At 53.3% G+C, this 16635-nt stretch carries 17 protein-coding genes; 7 read left to right on the top strand and 10 right to left on the bottom strand.

The window, feature by feature from the left end; genetic code table 11:
• Window positions 1–28 precede the first annotated feature (28 nt).
• Together metK and ACNKIB_RS12095 are read left to right on the top strand one after the other, a co-directional pair.
• Window positions 29–1192, top strand: coding sequence for a methionine adenosyltransferase (metK, locus tag ACNKIB_RS12100; RefSeq protein WP_417910818.1), 1164 nt, complete (start codon window positions 29–31; stop codon window positions 1190–1192).
• Between the two features lie 305 nt (window positions 1193–1497).
• Complete coding sequence (locus ACNKIB_RS12095) at window positions 1498–2724, top strand: (Fe-S)-binding protein (protein WP_417910817.1); 1227 nt, start codon at window positions 1498–1500, stop codon at window positions 2722–2724.
• Between the two features lie 348 nt (window positions 2725–3072).
• Here the strand turns inward: ACNKIB_RS12095 and ACNKIB_RS12090 are convergent, their stop codons facing one another.
• Window positions 3073–4113, bottom strand: a complete 1041-nt coding sequence (locus ACNKIB_RS12090; protein WP_417910816.1) for a thiamine biosynthesis protein — start codon at window positions 4111–4113, stop codon at window positions 3073–3075.
• Between the two features lie 116 nt (window positions 4114–4229).
• Here ACNKIB_RS12090 and ACNKIB_RS12085 point away from each other — a divergent pair, with 116 nt between their 5' ends.
• Window positions 4230–4856 carry a Crp/Fnr family transcriptional regulator gene (locus ACNKIB_RS12085; protein WP_417910815.1) on the top strand — a complete coding sequence of 209 codons (627 nt, stop codon included), beginning with the start codon at window positions 4230–4232 and terminating at the stop codon, window positions 4854–4856.
• A 15-nt stretch (window positions 4857–4871) separates the two neighbouring features.
• Here the strand turns inward: ACNKIB_RS12085 and ACNKIB_RS12080 are convergent, their stop codons facing one another.
• Both ACNKIB_RS12080 and aroA read right to left on the bottom strand, forming a co-directional pair.
• The gene (locus ACNKIB_RS12080) at window positions 4872–5087 is read right to left on the bottom strand and encodes a hypothetical protein (RefSeq protein ID WP_417910814.1); all 216 of its coding nucleotides are present in this window, start codon (window positions 5085–5087) and stop codon (window positions 4872–4874) included.
• Window positions 5078–6376, bottom strand: a complete 1299-nt coding sequence (gene aroA / locus ACNKIB_RS12075) for a 3-phosphoshikimate 1-carboxyvinyltransferase (protein WP_417910813.1) — start codon at window positions 6374–6376, stop codon at window positions 5078–5080. Before aroA ends, ACNKIB_RS12080 begins: the two co-directional genes overlap by 10 nt.
• A 553-nt stretch (window positions 6377–6929) precedes the next feature.
• Between aroA and ACNKIB_RS12070 the strand changes: the two genes are divergently transcribed.
• Window positions 6930–7322, top strand: a complete 393-nt coding sequence (locus ACNKIB_RS12070; RefSeq protein WP_417910812.1) for a PilZ domain-containing protein — start codon at window positions 6930–6932, stop codon at window positions 7320–7322.
• Between the two features lie 93 nt (window positions 7323–7415).
• Here the strand turns inward: ACNKIB_RS12070 and ACNKIB_RS12065 are convergent, their stop codons facing one another.
• The 5 genes from ACNKIB_RS12065 to ACNKIB_RS12045 form a co-directional block, all read right to left on the bottom strand.
• Window positions 7416–8318: a shikimate dehydrogenase gene (locus ACNKIB_RS12065; protein ID WP_417910811.1), complete on the bottom strand. Its 903-nt coding sequence runs from the start codon at window positions 8316–8318 to the stop codon at window positions 7416–7418.
• A 584-nt stretch (window positions 8319–8902) separates the two neighbouring features.
• The gene (gene aroD, locus ACNKIB_RS12060; RefSeq protein WP_417910810.1) at window positions 8903–9610 is read right to left on the bottom strand and encodes a type I 3-dehydroquinate dehydratase; all 708 of its coding nucleotides are present in this window, start codon (window positions 9608–9610) and stop codon (window positions 8903–8905) included.
• A complete protein-coding gene (locus tag ACNKIB_RS12055) occupies window positions 9610–10542 on the bottom strand; it encodes a dihydroorotate dehydrogenase (protein WP_417910833.1) in 933 nt (310 codons plus the stop codon). The genes aroD and ACNKIB_RS12055 overlap by 1 nt, the downstream gene beginning before the upstream one ends.
• Window positions 10539–11330, bottom strand: a complete 792-nt coding sequence (locus ACNKIB_RS12050; protein WP_417910809.1) for a dihydroorotate dehydrogenase electron transfer subunit — start codon at window positions 11328–11330, stop codon at window positions 10539–10541. The genes ACNKIB_RS12055 and ACNKIB_RS12050 overlap by 4 nt, the downstream gene beginning before the upstream one ends.
• Window positions 11323–11964, bottom strand: coding sequence for a hypothetical protein (locus tag ACNKIB_RS12045; protein WP_417910832.1), 642 nt, complete (start codon window positions 11962–11964; stop codon window positions 11323–11325). Before ACNKIB_RS12045 ends, ACNKIB_RS12050 begins: the two co-directional genes overlap by 8 nt.
• A 153-nt stretch (window positions 11965–12117) precedes the next feature.
• On the opposite strand from ACNKIB_RS12045, the gene ACNKIB_RS12040 reads away from it, so the two are divergent.
• Window positions 12118–12897, top strand: a complete 780-nt coding sequence (locus ACNKIB_RS12040) for a prepilin peptidase (RefSeq protein WP_417910808.1) — start codon at window positions 12118–12120, stop codon at window positions 12895–12897.
• Between the two features lie 57 nt (window positions 12898–12954).
• Here the strand turns inward: ACNKIB_RS12040 and ACNKIB_RS12035 are convergent, their stop codons facing one another.
• Both ACNKIB_RS12035 and ACNKIB_RS12030 read right to left on the bottom strand, forming a co-directional pair.
• A complete protein-coding gene (locus ACNKIB_RS12035; protein WP_417910807.1) occupies window positions 12955–13611 on the bottom strand; it encodes a hypothetical protein in 657 nt (218 codons plus the stop codon).
• 307 nt (window positions 13612–13918) lie between these two features.
• Window positions 13919–14725: a lipase family protein gene (locus tag ACNKIB_RS12030; RefSeq protein ID WP_417910806.1), complete on the bottom strand. Its 807-nt coding sequence runs from the start codon at window positions 14723–14725 to the stop codon at window positions 13919–13921.
• A 106-nt stretch (window positions 14726–14831) separates the two neighbouring features.
• On the opposite strand from ACNKIB_RS12030, the gene rsmI reads away from it, so the two are divergent.
• The gene (gene rsmI / locus ACNKIB_RS12025) at window positions 14832–15680 is read left to right on the top strand and encodes a 16S rRNA (cytidine(1402)-2'-O)-methyltransferase (RefSeq protein ID WP_417910805.1); all 849 of its coding nucleotides are present in this window, start codon (window positions 14832–14834) and stop codon (window positions 15678–15680) included.
• Window positions 15677–16609 carry a DMT family transporter gene (locus tag ACNKIB_RS12020; RefSeq protein WP_417910804.1) on the top strand — a complete coding sequence of 311 codons (933 nt, stop codon included), beginning with the start codon at window positions 15677–15679 and terminating at the stop codon, window positions 16607–16609. Before rsmI ends, ACNKIB_RS12020 begins: the two co-directional genes overlap by 4 nt.
• Window positions 16610–16635: the final 26 nt, after the last annotated feature.

Here is a 16635-nt window from a genome sequence, read left to right as displayed (position 1 = left end):
GTCCTCTTTAATTCTTTACGGAGCTATTATGTCGCGCCACTTATTCACATCTGAATCTGTATCCGAAGGGCATCCTGATAAGGTTGCCGACCAGATTTCTGATGCCATTCTCGACGCTATTCTCGCCCAAGACCCTTATGCTCGTGTGGGTTGTGAGAGTCTAGTTACTACAGGCTTGGCCATGATTGCTGGGGAGATTACCACTTCAGCTTGGGTCGATATGCCAGATATAGTTCGCCAGACCATCCGCCAAATTGGCTACAACTCCTCTGATATGGGTTTTGACTGGCAATCCTGCGCTGTTATGACTTCCATTGATAAGCAGTCACCAGACATTGCCCAAGGTGTCAACGAAGGCTCTGGCCTGGATTTAGAGCAGGGTGCTGGCGATCAAGGCTTGATGTTCGGCTATGCTTGTGATGAGACCGAGGTACTAATGCCCATGCCCATCACCTATGCGCACAGATTGGTCAAACGACAAGCTGAAGTGCGCAAAAACGGCGTATTGCCCTGGTTGCGACCTGATGCTAAAAGTCAGGTCACGATTGAATATGAAAAAAAAGTGGCCAAGCGCATTGAGGCCGTGGTCTTGTCCAGTCAACACAGCCCGGACATTGCCTATGCTGACCTCAAGGAAGGGATTATGGAGGAGATCATCAAGCCTATACTCCCGGCTGAGATGATTGATAGCAACACCAAGTTCTTTATTAACCCAACAGGCCGCTTTGTGATAGGCGGGCCAGTGGGTGACTGCGGGGTCACAGGCCGTAAGATTATAGTTGATTCCTATGGTGGCCGAGGTTCGCATGGGGGTGGTGCCTTCTCTGGCAAGGATCCCTCGAAAGTAGATCGTTCATCCTCCTACATGGGTCGTTATGTGGCCAAGAACATTGTTGCTGCTGGCCTAGCTTCGACAGTTGAAGTGCAGGTTGCCTATGCTATTGGCATCTCCCGGCCTGTGTCCATCAACGTCAACACCTTTGGTACAGGCAAGATCTCGGAAGAACGCTTAACCCAGCTGGTGAGTGAGACTTTTGATCTCCGGCCCAAGGCCATTATCCAGCAGCTCAACTTACTCCGCCCCATCTACCGGCAAACAGCTGCTTATGGCCACTTTGGCCGTGAGCTGCCCGACTTCACCTGGGAACGCACCGACAAGGCCGAAGAACTGCGCAAGGCCGCCGGGATGTAATGTAACCCTCATCTTTTCGCTATCATTCTGACACCAAGGGCAGGGTTCTCCCCTGCCCTTTTCCTTTCTGCCCATCTCCCTGGCCAGCAGGTTCCTGCCTGGACATTCAGTACATTTTCGGTGCTATTTCCTGCGCCTTTGGCAAAAATAATCTCAGTACGTCAGAGCAAAAAAAGCTGCGGTAGCACACCTAAGAGACCAGGCATAGCATGTCACTCTAACATGCACTGCCATGTCTGTCTGACATGGCCTGCCTGATTTCAGCGATGTGTAGCTTATGGTCAAGGAGCGGAAAGTCGGCAGACATGCGCAATGAGCATATAGGGAAAACAACTGTGGAAAACAACAGCGAAAATCTGGCAGCAGATTGTGCCAAATGCGGGGCGTGTGCGCCAGTTTGTCCGGTTTTTAGAGCTGAAGGCCGCGAGTCGCTGACAGCCAGAGGCAGGATGTATTTATTAACTCAAGGAGACCAGGCTAGGCCAAGTTCCATACTGGCGGATATTTTTGCCTGCTGTCTGCTTTGTGGTGCCTGCGAGCAGGTGTGTCCGCGCCAATTGCCGATTACCAAATTAATCGTCGAGGCCCGCAGCCATTTCCCGCTCTGGCAAAGGCCAGCCGCCAGCCTGCGGCAAGCAGCTACAGATACGGTGCTGGCCCATCCTTTGCTGCTGGAGGGTTTAGTTAGGGCAGGTATTAGTTTGAAGCATCTTCTAGCCTTGCCGACAAATTCAGGGTTACGCTTACGGCTCGGTTTGTTGGAAGAGCAGCGGGCAGCTTTGCCGCTGCTGCCTGAGAGTAAACTCCAGCCAGACGACAGAGGTCTTACCTATTTTGTCGGTTGCTTGGCCCGTCATGTCCAGCCTTCTATCGCCACAGCCACCGAAAAACTGCTGCATCAATGCGGTCTGACTGCCCAGATTCCTGCGGCGCAAAGCTGTTGCGGCTTGGCAACTTGGAGTTCAGGTAATTTGGCGCAGGCCCGCGTCCAGGCACAACGGAATATTGCTGCCTTTACTGGGACTGGTGCTATTCTGACCTCCTGTGCCTCCTGTTCCAGTCATCTGCGCAGTTATCCCAGCCTGTTTGCGGATAAAGATCCTTGGCAACAACGCGCCCAGGCTTTTGCCTATCGTGTTCGGGAATTTACCGCCTTTTTTGCTGAATATTTACCGCAGATAACTGGGAAGACACAGAAGCAGCGCGTCTTTTATCACGACCCGTGCCATCTTCGCTTTACTCCGGGTGGCATGGAAAATCCGCGTCGTCTGCTGCGAAAAAGGGGTTTGGAAATTGTCGAACCAGATGCTGGCCCCTGCTGTTGCGGGCAAGGCGGCTTATTTCATGTCGCCTACCCAGCAACTGCCGCGAAAGTTTTTGCCCGTTGCAGTTGCCAAGCTCTGGCAGGAAAACCAGCCAGTATTACCTCAACCTGTTCTGGCTGTTTACTCCAATATCAACAAGAGTTAGTCCGCCAGGGGGAGAAAATCAGGGTGGCGCACTTGGCTCTGCTTTTAGCAGAGGCTGATTAGGGCCTGTTTGCCGAGGAGTTTGGCTTGGTAAAAGAGGAGTTGTAATCGCTATAAGAGGAGTTCGGCTTGGCCAAACTGCTTTCCTGGTAAGCCGCAAAGGAGTCTTGCCGAATAGCAGAGGAGTTTGGCCGATTAAAACTCCTTTCTTAGTCGGCAGAACTCCTTTCTGGCCAAGCAACACTCCTTTCCTACTCGGCCAGACTCCTTTTCTGCCGAGTATAACTCCTTTGCAAGCGAGCAAGAAAGGAGTTTTTCTTGCTAGTTATGCAAGAAATCTCGCAACAAAAGAAACCTGCTTATTGACCTCTGCAAGAGGTCTAAGGAAAAAAGGCAGGAAAGGTCAAGGTGTTAGACCACCCATTCTTGCACCAAAGTATCTGGCAGCGGATTTATGCTGGTAAGCATGGTTTTAGTTTGGTCGCGTTCCAGCAGTACATTGCCAGGTAAAAGGCTGCCGTTGATTTTCTGCCCATAACGGACTACCAGCCCAGCTGCTAAGGTAGGTAACTCTGCGCTGATCTGGGCAGCTTCGCTGGCCCGCCGCAGTAAAGCCAAAGGTCCAGAACGCTCAGGCATAAAAAGCAACCAGTCGTCTGGCCCTCGCAGCGCGGCAATGCAGTTATTCTCCTGCTCGTTGCGGCCTAACACCAGCCAGTGACCACCAGGTAGTCGGAACTGGCGGCCTAATAACAGCAAGCGAATGTCTGCCACGGTGATGTCTTCTGGTCTAATAGCAAAGAGTCCAGCATAAAAGCGTTGAATCCGGGCAGCCAAGATGGGATCTGTAAGCACGCAGCCACCAGCAGGCGCAGGAAAATCGCTAATCCCCAGCTCCCTGGCAAGAGCAAGTTGTCCTTTACGGCCTCGGCCAGCAAAGCCGTACAGCTGCTCTCGCTGCACCAAGCCCTGTTGTTCAGCCAGAGTAGGAGGCAGCAAGCGAGCGGACAAAGGGCGGAGGAGAATATTCTGACAGCCCGCCTCTTTTTCAATCAGATGCAGGGTGTCAAGGTGCTGCGACATAGGCCGTTGGCCGCGTACTTCCCCGGTAATCAGGAAGGAAGCCCCGCGCTCGACCATCAACTCGCGGGCACGACGCAGCATAAGAATCTTGCAATCAATGCAGGGATTGAAGTTCTTGCCAAAGCCATGTGCTGGTTGACGTAATAGCTCAATATAGCCCTCGCTCAAATCAAGCAACTCAGCCTCAATACCATATTTACGCCGGGTTTCTTGCCGGAAACTCTCCTGGTCAGCCAGCAGGTTATGGCCGAAAAAGGGTGTAACAAATTTCACGGCCTGCACGCGAATACCTTGCGCCGCAACCACCCGGCAGGCGAGAATGGAGTCTAAGCCGCCGGAAAACAGGGCTAGGGCATTGATCTGGTTCATGAGAGTTAGTTAAGCAATATTCTGGTTGTAATCGCTGGGCAAGCCCATTAATATGGATTCAAGGCGCATAATGTGAGGTTTTCTCTCATACTTCTAAGCTCAAGGCTGCCTCTATCATGAATGTTAATTGGGTTGATCTTCTTGGCTACTTGGCCGTGTCGCTGATGTTCTCGACATTCTATATGAAGAACATGATTCCGCTGCGGATTATTGGTATCATCAGCAATATCGTCTTTATCGTTTATACCTCTCACGCCCATATTCTGCCGATTTTCATCCTGCACGTTGCCCTGCTGCCGATGAATTGCCTCCGCTTGGTGCAGATGCTTCGTTTGATCAAGCAGGTACGTAAGGCATCAGAGGGTGACATGTCTTTTGAGTTCATGATTCCCCACATGACCAAAGAACTCTTCAAGGAAGGCGACATTGTGTTCCACAAAGGTGATCGGGCAGAAAAGATTTACCTGCTCAAATCTGGCCATCTCTCTGTAGACGAGCTGGATGCGGCGATCCGGCCTGGTGAGATCTTTGGTGAGATGGGGGTGTTTGCGAGTGAGCAAGTGCGGCGGGCTACGCTTCGCTGCAAGACAGATGTGGAGCTGCTCTCCATGACGGACAAGCACATCCGGCAACTCTACTATCAGAACCCACACTTCGGCTTCTATCTCATTCAGCTCCTACTCAAGCGCTTCTCGCAGAATGAGCTGCATTCTACCTTGAAAGTGCCCCTGCCCACAGAGTAACATTCCGCTTTACCACTACCTGCGCAGTCGTCTCTGCCGGAACCAACAGCCAAAGACACTGAACAGTGCCCCGCAGCAGAGCAGGAAATACTTTGCCAGGAGCACGTCTATTCTGAATAGGGCAATTAAGATGAGGAGCAGCCCGCTCGCGATTAACAGCCAGTCCGTGATGATGGCTAGAGCAACGCCTAGCTTGTATCTGGCCGCAGCGAGTTTGTCTTTCAGACACACGCTGTTTGGAGTTGTCCCCGCATGGCCTGCCACCGCTCCCAGAAATCCGGGAACGACTTACTCACACACGCTTCACCGCTAATTTGCACGCCCGCCACCTTCAGCCCTGCCACAGCAAAGCACATGGCAATGCGATGATCCTCATGGGTAGCGATCTTGGCTCCGTGCAGGCCTTTGCCACCTTGGCCATGAATGCGCATCCGGCCTGGCTCCTCTTCTACCTCTACACCTAGTTTGCGCAATTCACTGACCATTACAGCCAAACGATCACACTCTTTAATGCGGAGATGGGCGATGTTGTTGATCACTGTAGTTCCTTGGGCAAAGGCAGCTACCACTGCTAGGGTGGGAGCAACATCTGGCATATCACCCATATCTGCTTCAATGCCCTGCAAACACTCTGGCCCTTGCACGCGGATGCCGTTCTGTTCCATGCTCACTTCACATCCCATACGGGCCAGCAAGGGCACTAAGCCAGTGTCGCCTTGTAATGAGCAGGGCGGTACATTAGCAACTGTAACCCGCCCGCCAGTAACGGCAGCTGCGGCCCAAAAGTAAGAGGCTCCTGAGGCATCGCCTTCTACTTCATAACGGATTCCCTGATACTTCCCTTTGGGAATACGAAAGCGAACCAGCGAGCGTGCGGTTTCAACCCGAATACCAAAGTCAGCCATTACTGCTAGAGTCATCTCCACATAAGGCCGTGAAAGCACTTCACCCTTGACGATCAACTCGGCTGGTCGGTCAGCATAGGGGGCAACAAGGAGGAGTGAAGATAAATACTGACTGGACTTACCTTCGGGGAGCACGGTTTCGCCTCCATATAGCCCGTCCGCCTCAATCAGTAAGGGCGGACAGCCTGTACCTTCTACGCTACTAATCTGTACCTTCCAGCCTTGGAGAGCAGCCATGAGCGGCTCAATTGGCCGCTGCATCATTCTTTCGCCGCCGGTAATCCAGAAACGCCCGTGGCCAAGGGCAGCTACAGAAGTAAGAAAGCGCGTCGCTGTGCCGTTATTACCGAGGAAGATATCTTGCTCTGGGGTTTGAATCCAGCCGGCACAACCTTGCACAGTCCAGGCAGATGGGTTGCTATCATCCACTTGAATGCCCATCTGGCGCAGGGCAGTAATCGTATAGTGCGTGTCTTCGCTGGCAAGCGGGCCAAACAACGTGGATTCACCTTCAGCTAACGCTGCGGCAATTAAGGCACGCTGGGTCAGGCTTTTCGAGCCAGGCACCCGGACAACTGCGTCAAGAGCATCATGAAGAGGGGGAAGTTCGATCATAGTCTATTGGTGGGAGTGAGAGATGCTTATTAAAATGAAAAATGAACCTAGCTCTGTGGGAGTTCGCTCCGACAGAGCTAGGTAAGTCGCTCTGGCATCGCACTCTTCGACTCTGCTCAGAGTGCTTACTGGCGCAAGTGTCCTGAACACTCAGCCGCTGCTCCTGGAAAAGCCTCGAGCGATCTCATCAGAATCCCTCGCTCGATGCCGTACCAAAGCCTCGCTCGATGTCGTAGTACGCCCTCGCTCGACCCTTTTTCCGAGGTCGCTCGAGGCCTTGGTACGAGGTCGAGCGAGGGATTCTGATGAGATCGCTCGAGGCTTTTTTCCGAGCACGGGAATGCTTTTTTCAAGCCAGCAGCGTCAAGGCTGAGTCCTCTCATGCCACTGCAAGGCAAGTTGTTGAAGTCTGCTCTAACCGTTCCGTTTTTTGCCGCACAAAGGCCTTAACAGGAAAAGATATTTACGTTACCTTGTTATTCGAGCAAAGGACAAGATATACTTTAATCAACGGCAGTGGTACTTCACAACTCTTTTCGGCAAGGTGGCAGAGATGACAGACACAGGTATTCGTCGGTTTACGCGGGTGAACTCCAATCACACGGTGCGGCTGGATTTCGGAGCACAGCAATATGATCAGCAGCTCGTCAGCAACCTCAGTTTAGGTGGGATGTACATCAAGGGTCGCTTTACGCAGCAGCCGCGAGATCTCTGCATCTTGGAAGCGGAACATCGTTTGCCGTCTGGCGCATCCATTAAGTTCCAGGCCAAAGGTTCTACAGTGCGCTGCACCGAAGATGGTCTGGCGATTCAATTTGTTTCCATGCCGCATGATAGCCTCCAGTTCCTCCAAACTGCTCTCCTCTATCAGGCAGAAGATCCAATTACTATCGGTACAGAATTTAGCCAAGATGCTATTTCCTTTGAGACAGAGGAAGCCGTCTGAACTGCTCGCTCATGTCATGGCAAAACATCGAGCGTATGTCTCCAAGAAGTATGCTCGATGCGCTGATAGACTGATAGGAATCAGTCTGCTCCTTTACAGCTTCTTGCGACAGGCACTGGGATCTGTACCGCCGCAGTTACCCGCAGAGGAGCAGCCAGCTCTTCGGCGCAGCTCTTCTTCCAAAGCAGAGCGCATGACCAGCTCTGGTGCTGTCTTGCCTGTCCAGATTTTGAACTGCTCGACTCCTTGGTACACGAGCATAGCCAGGCCGTCAATGGTGCGGCAACCTGCGGCCTTGGCTTCGCGCAGCAAACGGGTATTGAGCGGGGCATAGACAATATCCATCACCACGGTAAACTTCGACAGCATGGTCGGCGGAATGATTATCCCGTCTGCGTCAGGCTCCATGCCCACTGAGGTCGTGTTAATCAGCACATCGGCATTCAGCCACGCAAGATCAGCCAAAGGGATGAACTCGCAGTTAAGCCAGGAAGCCAAAGCCTCACCATTTGCTGTTGTCCGGTTGGTGATCACCACTTCAGCTCCGGCTTGTACTAGGCCAAAGGCAACTGCCTTAGCTGAACCGCCTGCCCCAGCGATGAGCACCCGGCTTTTCTGGAGATCAAGATGCTCTGCGGCTAACGCTGCATTCGCACCAAGCCAGTCAGTGTTGAAGCCACAGACGATAGTCTGACCCACGCTGTCTTGTCGAAGCAGCAGGGTGTTGACTGCGCCCATCTTCTCTGCAAGCGGATCAATTTCATCGAGAAAGGCCAGTACGTTCTCTTTGTGCGGTACGGTCACGCTCACTCCTTTGAAACCGAGCGCGCGAAGGCCGATCATTGCATTGCGCAGATCAGGGGCCTCCATAGGCACATAGAGCTTATTCATTCCCATGACCGCGAAAGCAGCGTTCTGCATAACCGGGCTGAGGGAATGACGTACCGGGTTGCCGATGATGCCGTACAGCTCAGTCTTACCATCAACAAGGGTCACAGCGGTTCACCTGTTTACTGAGTTGGAAGAGAATGCTGAGAGATTAGGGAAGATTGACGATATTGGAAACAGGGTGACAGGTAAAGGAATGAGGAGGCAAATGGACGGCTGGGTAAGCCGATACTCATCACCCGCCTTGCTATCGAAAAAAGGCAGAAAGAACAAGGCGAAGCTGTACTTTTATACACCCAGCATCTTTTTTGCTCCCCACCGCATTCCCCACCTTTACACACTCTTTTAGCGGCGGCAGGAAACGTGCTTCTGTCCATGTAGCAGAGTGGTCTGTGGAACTACCTATCGCTTTTAAAGCTAACCAGATCGTGCGGCTTTCAGCAAGCTCTTTCTCGGATCATTCAGTAAATTCATCAGGATAACTCGAAAGCACAAATGAGCTTGCCCGCTGTCAAATACAGGATGCACAAAATGCCCCAAAATCAATTTACGCAACATGGGTAATACGTTTCTATGTCATGCTTTGTTCGTCGTTTTAAATGGCCTTTACACTGCATTCCGCACCACAGTTGCGCACCGACTTGTTTTTACTTCTTCTTTATTTGCACCAACAGAGCACCTTCCCCTATCCCTCAGCAAGCGCAATACGCTCCGGTCGGAGCAAGCAGGCTAATTAGCCCTCGCAGGCGACAGACGGAGATCTGGCCAGGGGCAGCAGCCTGCGACTCACTCGAGCAGGCATAGGTCATGTAGCTGCCGAGATAAAGTGCAGCCAATCGACTAATCCGACCTTTCTCACCCATGCAGAAGCAGCTCAAACAGAATCCGGCGGCCCGCGCCTGTTCTTGGAGGGCAAGCACGTGCAGTACATCGTTGGGGTTATTCGCCATCGTGACAATCTTGCCAATATGCGCACCGCTGGCAATCATTTGACGGAGAATTTCGCTTAACTCCAGCGGTGCAGGAGTTTCTTTAAAATCATGCCAGGAAATGATCAACCGGGTTGGCCCGTTGTGGATAACCTCAAGCAGACGATGGCGGCACTCCAACGCAGCCCGCAGCTCAAGGTCGATATAGGCGGCCCCGAGCTGCACTGCCTTCAGGAGCGGCGCGATCCGCTCTTCCTCGTTCCCAGCAAATCTCCCCCCTTCCCACACCGGACGGTTGGTGAAGAGGAGCGGCTTCCGCAGCATGAAGCAGCACTTGGCCACTTCTGGCACAACCATGCTGTCGAGGCGAATCTCCAGCACATCCGCCTGTTCGAGCACCTGTTGCGCCTGCTCATGAATTGTCGCCACATCCGGGCCGGTGAGAGAGACGCAAATCTTACCTAATTCCATCAGCTACCTCCTGTGTCCAGCGCGCCGATGATGTCGGTCACGCGCTCCTCGCCCTGCCGTCGTAGGTACTCCTCCAGTCCTGCGATGATGTGTTCTGCGGCAGAAGGATCGTAAAAATGAGCTGTGCCCACCTGCACGGCACTTGCGCCTGCGAGGAGGAATTCCACCGCATCCTCGGCAGTGCCGATACCGCCAATACCGATCACGGGAATCGAGACTGCGCGGGCAGTCTGCCAGACCATGCGCAGGGCAATGGGCTTGATAGCAGGGCCAGATAGTCCGCCGATCAGGTTGGCCAAGCGGGGCCTCCGACGTTCTGCGTCAATGGCCATGCCAATCAGGGTATTGATCAAAGAGACTGCATCCGCGCCAGCCTCCTCGACTGCCTTGGCCATGACGGTAATATCGGTGACGTTAGGCGAGAGCTTGACGATCAGCGGCAACTTGGTGGCCTTGCGTGTCGCCGCTGTGACGGCAAAGGCCAGCTCCGGGGAGGAACCAAAGGCAACCCCACCTTTTTTCACATTAGGACAAGAGATGTTCAGCTCCAGCGCACTGATGCCTGGCACCTCGTCCAATCTGCGGGCCAGTTCGCCATACTCTTCTACAGAGTCACCCAGGATATTGACGATCAGTGGCGCAGTGAGCGTGCGCAAGTACGGCATCTTCTCGCTGATGAAACGTGCCACGCCTACGTTCTCCAGACCAATAGCATTCAGCATCCCACAGGCTGTTTCGACAATCCGAGGCGGCGGGTTGCCTGCGCGCGGCTCCAAAGAGATGCCCTTGACGATGATGCCGCCAAGCATATTGAGGTTGACGAAGCTGCTGAACTCCTCAGCATAGCCAAACGTACCAGAGGCAGTCAGCACCGGGTTGCGCAGCTGCAAGGAACCCAGTTGCACCCGCAGGTCAGGCTGGAAGGTATTCATCGTTGCCATTGCAGCTCCTCTGCGTTGAAGACCGGCCCATCCTTGCAGACATGAACATACGGCCCACTTGCGCTCGGCACCGTGCAACCCAAGCATGCCCCGATGCCGCAGGCCATGTGCGTCTCTATGGACACCTGACAAGGCACGTTGGCGGCTTGGCATTTGCTCACAACGCTGCGCATCATCGCCCAGGGGCCGCAGGTGCAGACCTGACTGACCTGCGGCAGGACAGTATCGAGCAGCTCAGGGACAAAACCATGATGCCCAAGGCTGCCGTCGTCCGTTGCCAGCTGCATGGTGCCGTTGACAGCAGCAAAAGCCTCGGCTAACGGGGCCAACTCGGCTTGATTGCGCGCGCCGAGAAGAAGATGCTGCGGGCAGCGCAGTTCCTGAGAGAGAAAGAGCAGTGGCGCAATGCCCATGCCACCACCAATCAGGCAAACCGGCTGGTTGCTGACAAGGTTAAAGCCGTTGCCCAGTGGGCCAAGCAGGTCAAGCAGATCGCCAACCTTGGCCTTAGCCAGCAGGGCTGTGCCCTTGCCCACAACCTTGAAGAGCAGACTGAGCGTGCCATCGGCATGACGGCTGTGAATAGAGAAAGGCCGTCGCAACAGCGGGTCAAGGCTCTCTGTAGCGCGGACCATGACAAATTGGCCGGGTACGGCAGCTGCCGCAATCTGGCGCGTGTGCACGGTGAGCCGGAAGACATCGGCAGCGAGCTGCTCGTTCGCGATGATGCGGCTTTGCTGCTGGAAGGGGGGCATCTTTATTTCAATACAGTCAGGCATTTCGTGTCGCCATGTCAAGCAAAATGCCGATGATCTTGCCTGGATTCTCAATCAAGTATTCATCCAAGTCGATAAGCACCTTGCCTTCACCCTTCTGCAAGAAATGCCAAGCCTGGCCTGTTTCCATTTTTAAAAACCTCCAGGCAGTGCCTGTGGTGACAGCCCCGTAAACCTTGCCAGCATGTTGATTATTCTCTGCTTGGTTGAAAAGCTTGGCGGCAAACATCTCAGCAATGCACTGCCCAAGTCCACCGATGATGTTTTCGTTCTTAGCTTCAACAACAGTAATGATTGGGCTGTTTAAGAGGAGTTGCTCTGTTGAGGCACTGATGATAAAATCGCAAAATCCGTTTAAGCCCTTCTCTTTATCAACATTAAACTCGATGCCGGAAAACAAACTGATACTGTGCTTGAGGATTTTCCGTACTTCAACCAGCACATTGGCAATAATCAGCTCAGAACGAGCCTTCTCGGTGTTGATAGCGCGGGCAAGCGGGATATTTTCATGCAGAATCTCTTGAAAGGCCGGACGCACCGCAGCGCAGGGAACAGAAGCAAATAATCCCTCCTGTTCAAGCACGTGCACACCGAGTTTCTGCTTGACGGTTTTCAGATCAAAGTCGCTGTAGGGCATAGTAATGCCCGCCCCAGAGGGCGGCATCTGCCTTTTCTAAGGCAGAAAAAGAAAGAGAGGCAAAATCGGGCGGTCATTTGCCCATCAGTCAGGTATAATACCCGGCACAGGCTTTTGGTTCAACAAAAACACTCTGCTGCATGGAGGCGGGCGATGGACACGATCTATTTCATCTACAGTTTCATCTTCGGGGCCTTGGTTGGCTCGTTCCTTAACGTGGTCATCTTCCGCCTGCCGGATGAAAAGCAATCTCTGATCTTCCCGGCCTCGCATTGTCTGCAATGCAACACCAAACTGCGCTGGTTCGACAACATCCCGATCTTCAGCTGGCTGGCTCTGCGGGGTAAGTGCCGCACCTGCAAGGCGGAAATCTCGCTCCAATATCCTGTAGTCGAGCTGTGTATGGCCGTGCTTTCTGGTGCGCTCTACCGGCACTTTGGCCCGTCCTTTACCTTTGTCCTCTATTTCCTCTTTGTTGCGGCACTGCTGGCAATCACCTTCATTGATCTGCATCATCAAATCATCCCGGATGTGATCAGCTTGCCAGGAATTGTGCTCGGCTTTCTCGGCTCCTTCTTCAACCCCTTGGTGACCTGGCAGCAAGCTGGGCTGGGCATCCTGATTGGCGGCGGGATACTCTACGGCGTGGCCATGGGCTATGCCCTGGTGACGGGCAAGGAGGGCATGGGCGGCGGTGATATCAAGCTGCTGGCCATGATTGGGGCGTTTCTTGGTTGGCAGAGCCTGCTCTACGTGGTGTTTGCCAGTTCGTTGACCGGCTCGGTGATCGGCGGGCTGTCGCTGCTTATGCAGAAGAAAGATAGCCAGACCCGCATCCCTTTTGGCCCCTTCCTCTCGTTAGCGGCCATGTCGTGGCTTTATTTTCAGGATGGAATTCTGGCTATGTGGCGGTGGTATCTTGGGGTGATGTAGGGATAAGCAGTGCAACCAACAACCCCGAACCCAGATTCGGGGTTGTATATCTCCGCGTTACTCGCCAACCACAATCCCCAGCATTTCTAACAGCTGCGGAGCATCTTCGCAAGCCAGCCGGGCTATAGCATAGAATTCGGACATGCCTTTGTCGAGCATATCCAGCTCGCCATCACGATTGAGCGTGGCTTGCTGGGCTTCGCCGCTTTCTTTTGCCTTAGCGATATGGAGATCTTCTGTAGTGGTAACGAGAGCTAAGGCTTCGTTGATTGTGCTAGACGGGGTGTTGTAGAGGCCAAACTTTGCGACGGCAGCAGGATCCGCTAAAAGGTTGCTGAAAAACTGGCGGGCCTGAGTCAACCAGCCAGAAAAGGAGCGTTTGCGCTCCTCGTTGAGACCAAGTTTGACAAACACCGCATAATCATCCTTGAACAGGATGCGGCCCAGCTTAACCAAGCGTATGTAAGCCGTATGCGCCGCGTCCCAAGCCTGCTCAAAGGCTTGGGTTGCTGCGAGCTGCTCGCTGTACTCACTCTTCTGGGCAACATAAAGATCGAACACGTCCTGGCGAAAGGTGAGCATCTGGCCGAGCTTGAGCGGCGTGTAGCCATACGGAGCCAGCCGACTTTGCAAGTCAGGCACCTCGCTGGCATTGACCAAGCTGGTTTTATAGAGACTCAAGCGATCTTCGATGGATTGATACGGGGCAGGCATGGCAGTCTCCTGTTGCGGTTTAGGGAAAGGGAGTTCCCGGAAGACAAGGGAGCGCAGGCGGCAGAAACGACGCAGCAGTGCTGTAGCATCAGTTTCTCCCGCCGCAGAATGGTTTTTTCCTGCTGCAGAGCCATTTCCTCCTGCTACAGGCTCATTTCTGCCGGTGCAGAACAAGTTCTTCCCGCTACAGCACGACTTCCTCCTGCTGCACGGTCATTTTCTCCCCTTGCAGAACGATTTTGCTCCGCTGCACAGGCTTTTTTCATTGCTACAGGAGGTTTTCTTCGGCCTGTAGCGGGTGCTATGTTTACAACAGCACAGCCAACGCGGGATTCTTTGTGGCTCCGTGTATCAGTAGTCCTTTGGCCAGGAGGTCACTTCTGTGTTTTGTTATCACATCTTTGCTGTGTTTGAGTTCATCTGCAAACACATCGTGGTAATTACACTTGTAGATATTCTTTTTTTCAACCACATCAGAAAGCTTTTTCCAATGTTTCCTGAACAGTTCGAGTATTTCGCCTTCCTGATAAATAACTACTCGCTCTGCTGGCTCGTGCATATCTCCAAGCCCGTCAAAAATGCGCGGTGAAGGATCAAAGGTGAAGGCTTTAACCCCATGATGGACAGAAACGCTTAAGGCCAAGCCTCCGCCTAATGAATGCCCAGTAACGATAACATTTTTCTGGCTGTTCTGGCTTAAATACCTTCCTACCACTTTTCTCGCCTGCCGATATTGGAAATTGAACGGTGGCACTGAGAAGTTTGCCAAGGGAAAGTCCATTACGTTATCTGTACCTCGAAAAGCAAAGACAACTTTATTGGTTCCCACTTGTTCATAGATATCGTAAGCCAGCCCAGAGAGCTTATGCTCCTTTGTCGGCTCGTCTGTCCGCTCTCCATCTAAGTCAACCCGCACCCATCCCAGTTTACCAACATCAAACCGAATCCGCCCTGGCTGTTCCTTATAAGCATTCGCTGAAAGCATTGCGTAGATCGCGATACCGCCAGCAACCTCTGCGGTGATAGACTGTATTGCATCACTCATTGCGCTCTCCTCATATCCTATGTTATCCGGCCTACTTCTCCATAGAGTTGCTATAAACTGTTCTTTCATGAAAAGCAACTAAAAAGACGAATTCATAGCCTCCTCCCACCAAAGTACTCTTCACCAACTCGGTTCTGCTGTTGACACCAGAGCCTGCTGCCCGTACAGTGCGTGTATGACACCCCTTGACCTGAAACCCGGCACCCTGCATATTGTTGCCACACCCATTGGCAATCTCGGCGACATCAGTCTGCGGATGCGGGAGGTGCTGGCTGCGGCTGATATCATTGCTTGCGAAGACACCAGACACACGCGCAAGCTGCTCTCGCACCTGAACATCAATGCCAAACTGATCAGCTGCCACCGCGACAATGAGCAGCAGAAAGCTGGCTGGCTCATCAAGCAGTTACTGGCTGGCAGCAACGTGGCTCTGGTTTCCGATGCTGGTACGCCTGGCCTCTCTGATCCAGGCGCAGTGCTTGTGCGGGCAGCGCGGGCTGCTGGGATTGTAGTGCTGCCTGTGCCTGGGCCGTCTGCCTTGGCCACTGCCCTTTCTGTGGCAGGTTTGGCGGATGCCAGCTTTTACTTTGGCGGTTTTCTCCCTGCCAAAAAAAGCGAACGCCGCAAACAGCTCACCGCGCTCAAACCCTTATCTTGTGCGCTGATCTTTTACGAAGCCCCGCACCGAATCGAAGCGGCCTTGCAGGATTGCTTGGATATTTTAAGCGACCGCCCGGCCCAGATTTTCCGTGAATTGACCAAGCTGCATGAGGAACATCTTTCAGGGTTGCTTTCTGAGCTGCTGGAACGGATGCGGGGTAAGGTGCTCGGGGAATTAGTGCTGATTATCAGCGGTGCAGAGGAAAAGCAACAGGAAGAGCGGCCTGAAAACCTGGATGCGCTGATTCTTTGGCACCGTGATCAAGGTAGTTCCCTGAAAGATGCGGCGCGGCAGATTGCTGAAACCTTAGATTTGCCCAAATCACAGGTGTATCAGCAGGCGTTGCGCCTCTGGCAAACATGAGCAGACTTTGGCAGACCCACGCCTTGATGCTGCTGACCACGGCCTTGGTCTCAACCTCCTTTACCGTAGGCAAGGCCATTGCTGACGGCATGGATCCAGCCGTGCTCACCCTGCTGCGCTTTGCCTTAGCTGCCTTGCTTTTTCTCCCCTTTATTGCCTGGAAATACGGCCTGCATCTGCCAAACCGGAAACAGTTCTTTGGCTATGCCTGCATAAGCTTTACCCTTACTGGCTTTTTCTGGCTGATGTTTCTCTCCCTGCAAAGCACCACGGCCCTCAACACTGGGGTGATCTACACCTTGGTACCAGGACTGTCCAGTCTCTACAGCGCAGTTCTCTTGCGCGAGCGGCTGGGCAGATATCGGCTACTGGCCCTGCTCCCTGCGACGCTTGGGGCGATCTGGGTACTGTTTCACGGTAGCTGGGCGCAGTTACTGGCCTTTGATCTCCATTCTGGCGATCTGATTTTCTTCTTCAGCTGCCTCTTGATGGCTTTTTATACGCCCTTGATCAAGCTCTTCCATCACGAGGAAGCCATGTCGGTCATGACCTTCTGGATCCTTGTCACAGGCTGTGCTTGGCTGCTGCTTTTCTCTGGGCAACAGCTTACAGTAGTGCCTTGGCGCGAGGTGCCGCTGCAAGTCTGGCTAGGCATTGTGTATCTCGCGGTCTTCTCCACCATGATCACCTTTTTCCTTAGTCAACTCTGCACCCTGCGCCTTGGCCCAACCCGGGTCATGGCCTACAGCTATCTGTATCCGCCCTGTATCATGCTGATTGAATGGGGCTATGGGCAATCGCTGCCGCCTGCCCAGGTGCTGCCAGGTGTTGGGCTAATTATTGCTGCCATGCTGATTGTCCAACAGGGCGCAGAGGACAGCATTCCGTGCTCCGAAAAAAACATAGAGCGATGTCGGCAAAAAACATAGTGCTTGCTCATCGGAAAACCAAGTGC

It is taken from the genome of Candidatus Electronema sp. PJ (assembly GCF_048287395.1).
Taxonomy (GTDB): domain Bacteria; phylum Desulfobacterota; class Desulfobulbia; order Desulfobulbales; family Desulfobulbaceae; genus Electronema.
This window is presented reverse-complemented; position numbering and strand designations above follow the sequence as displayed.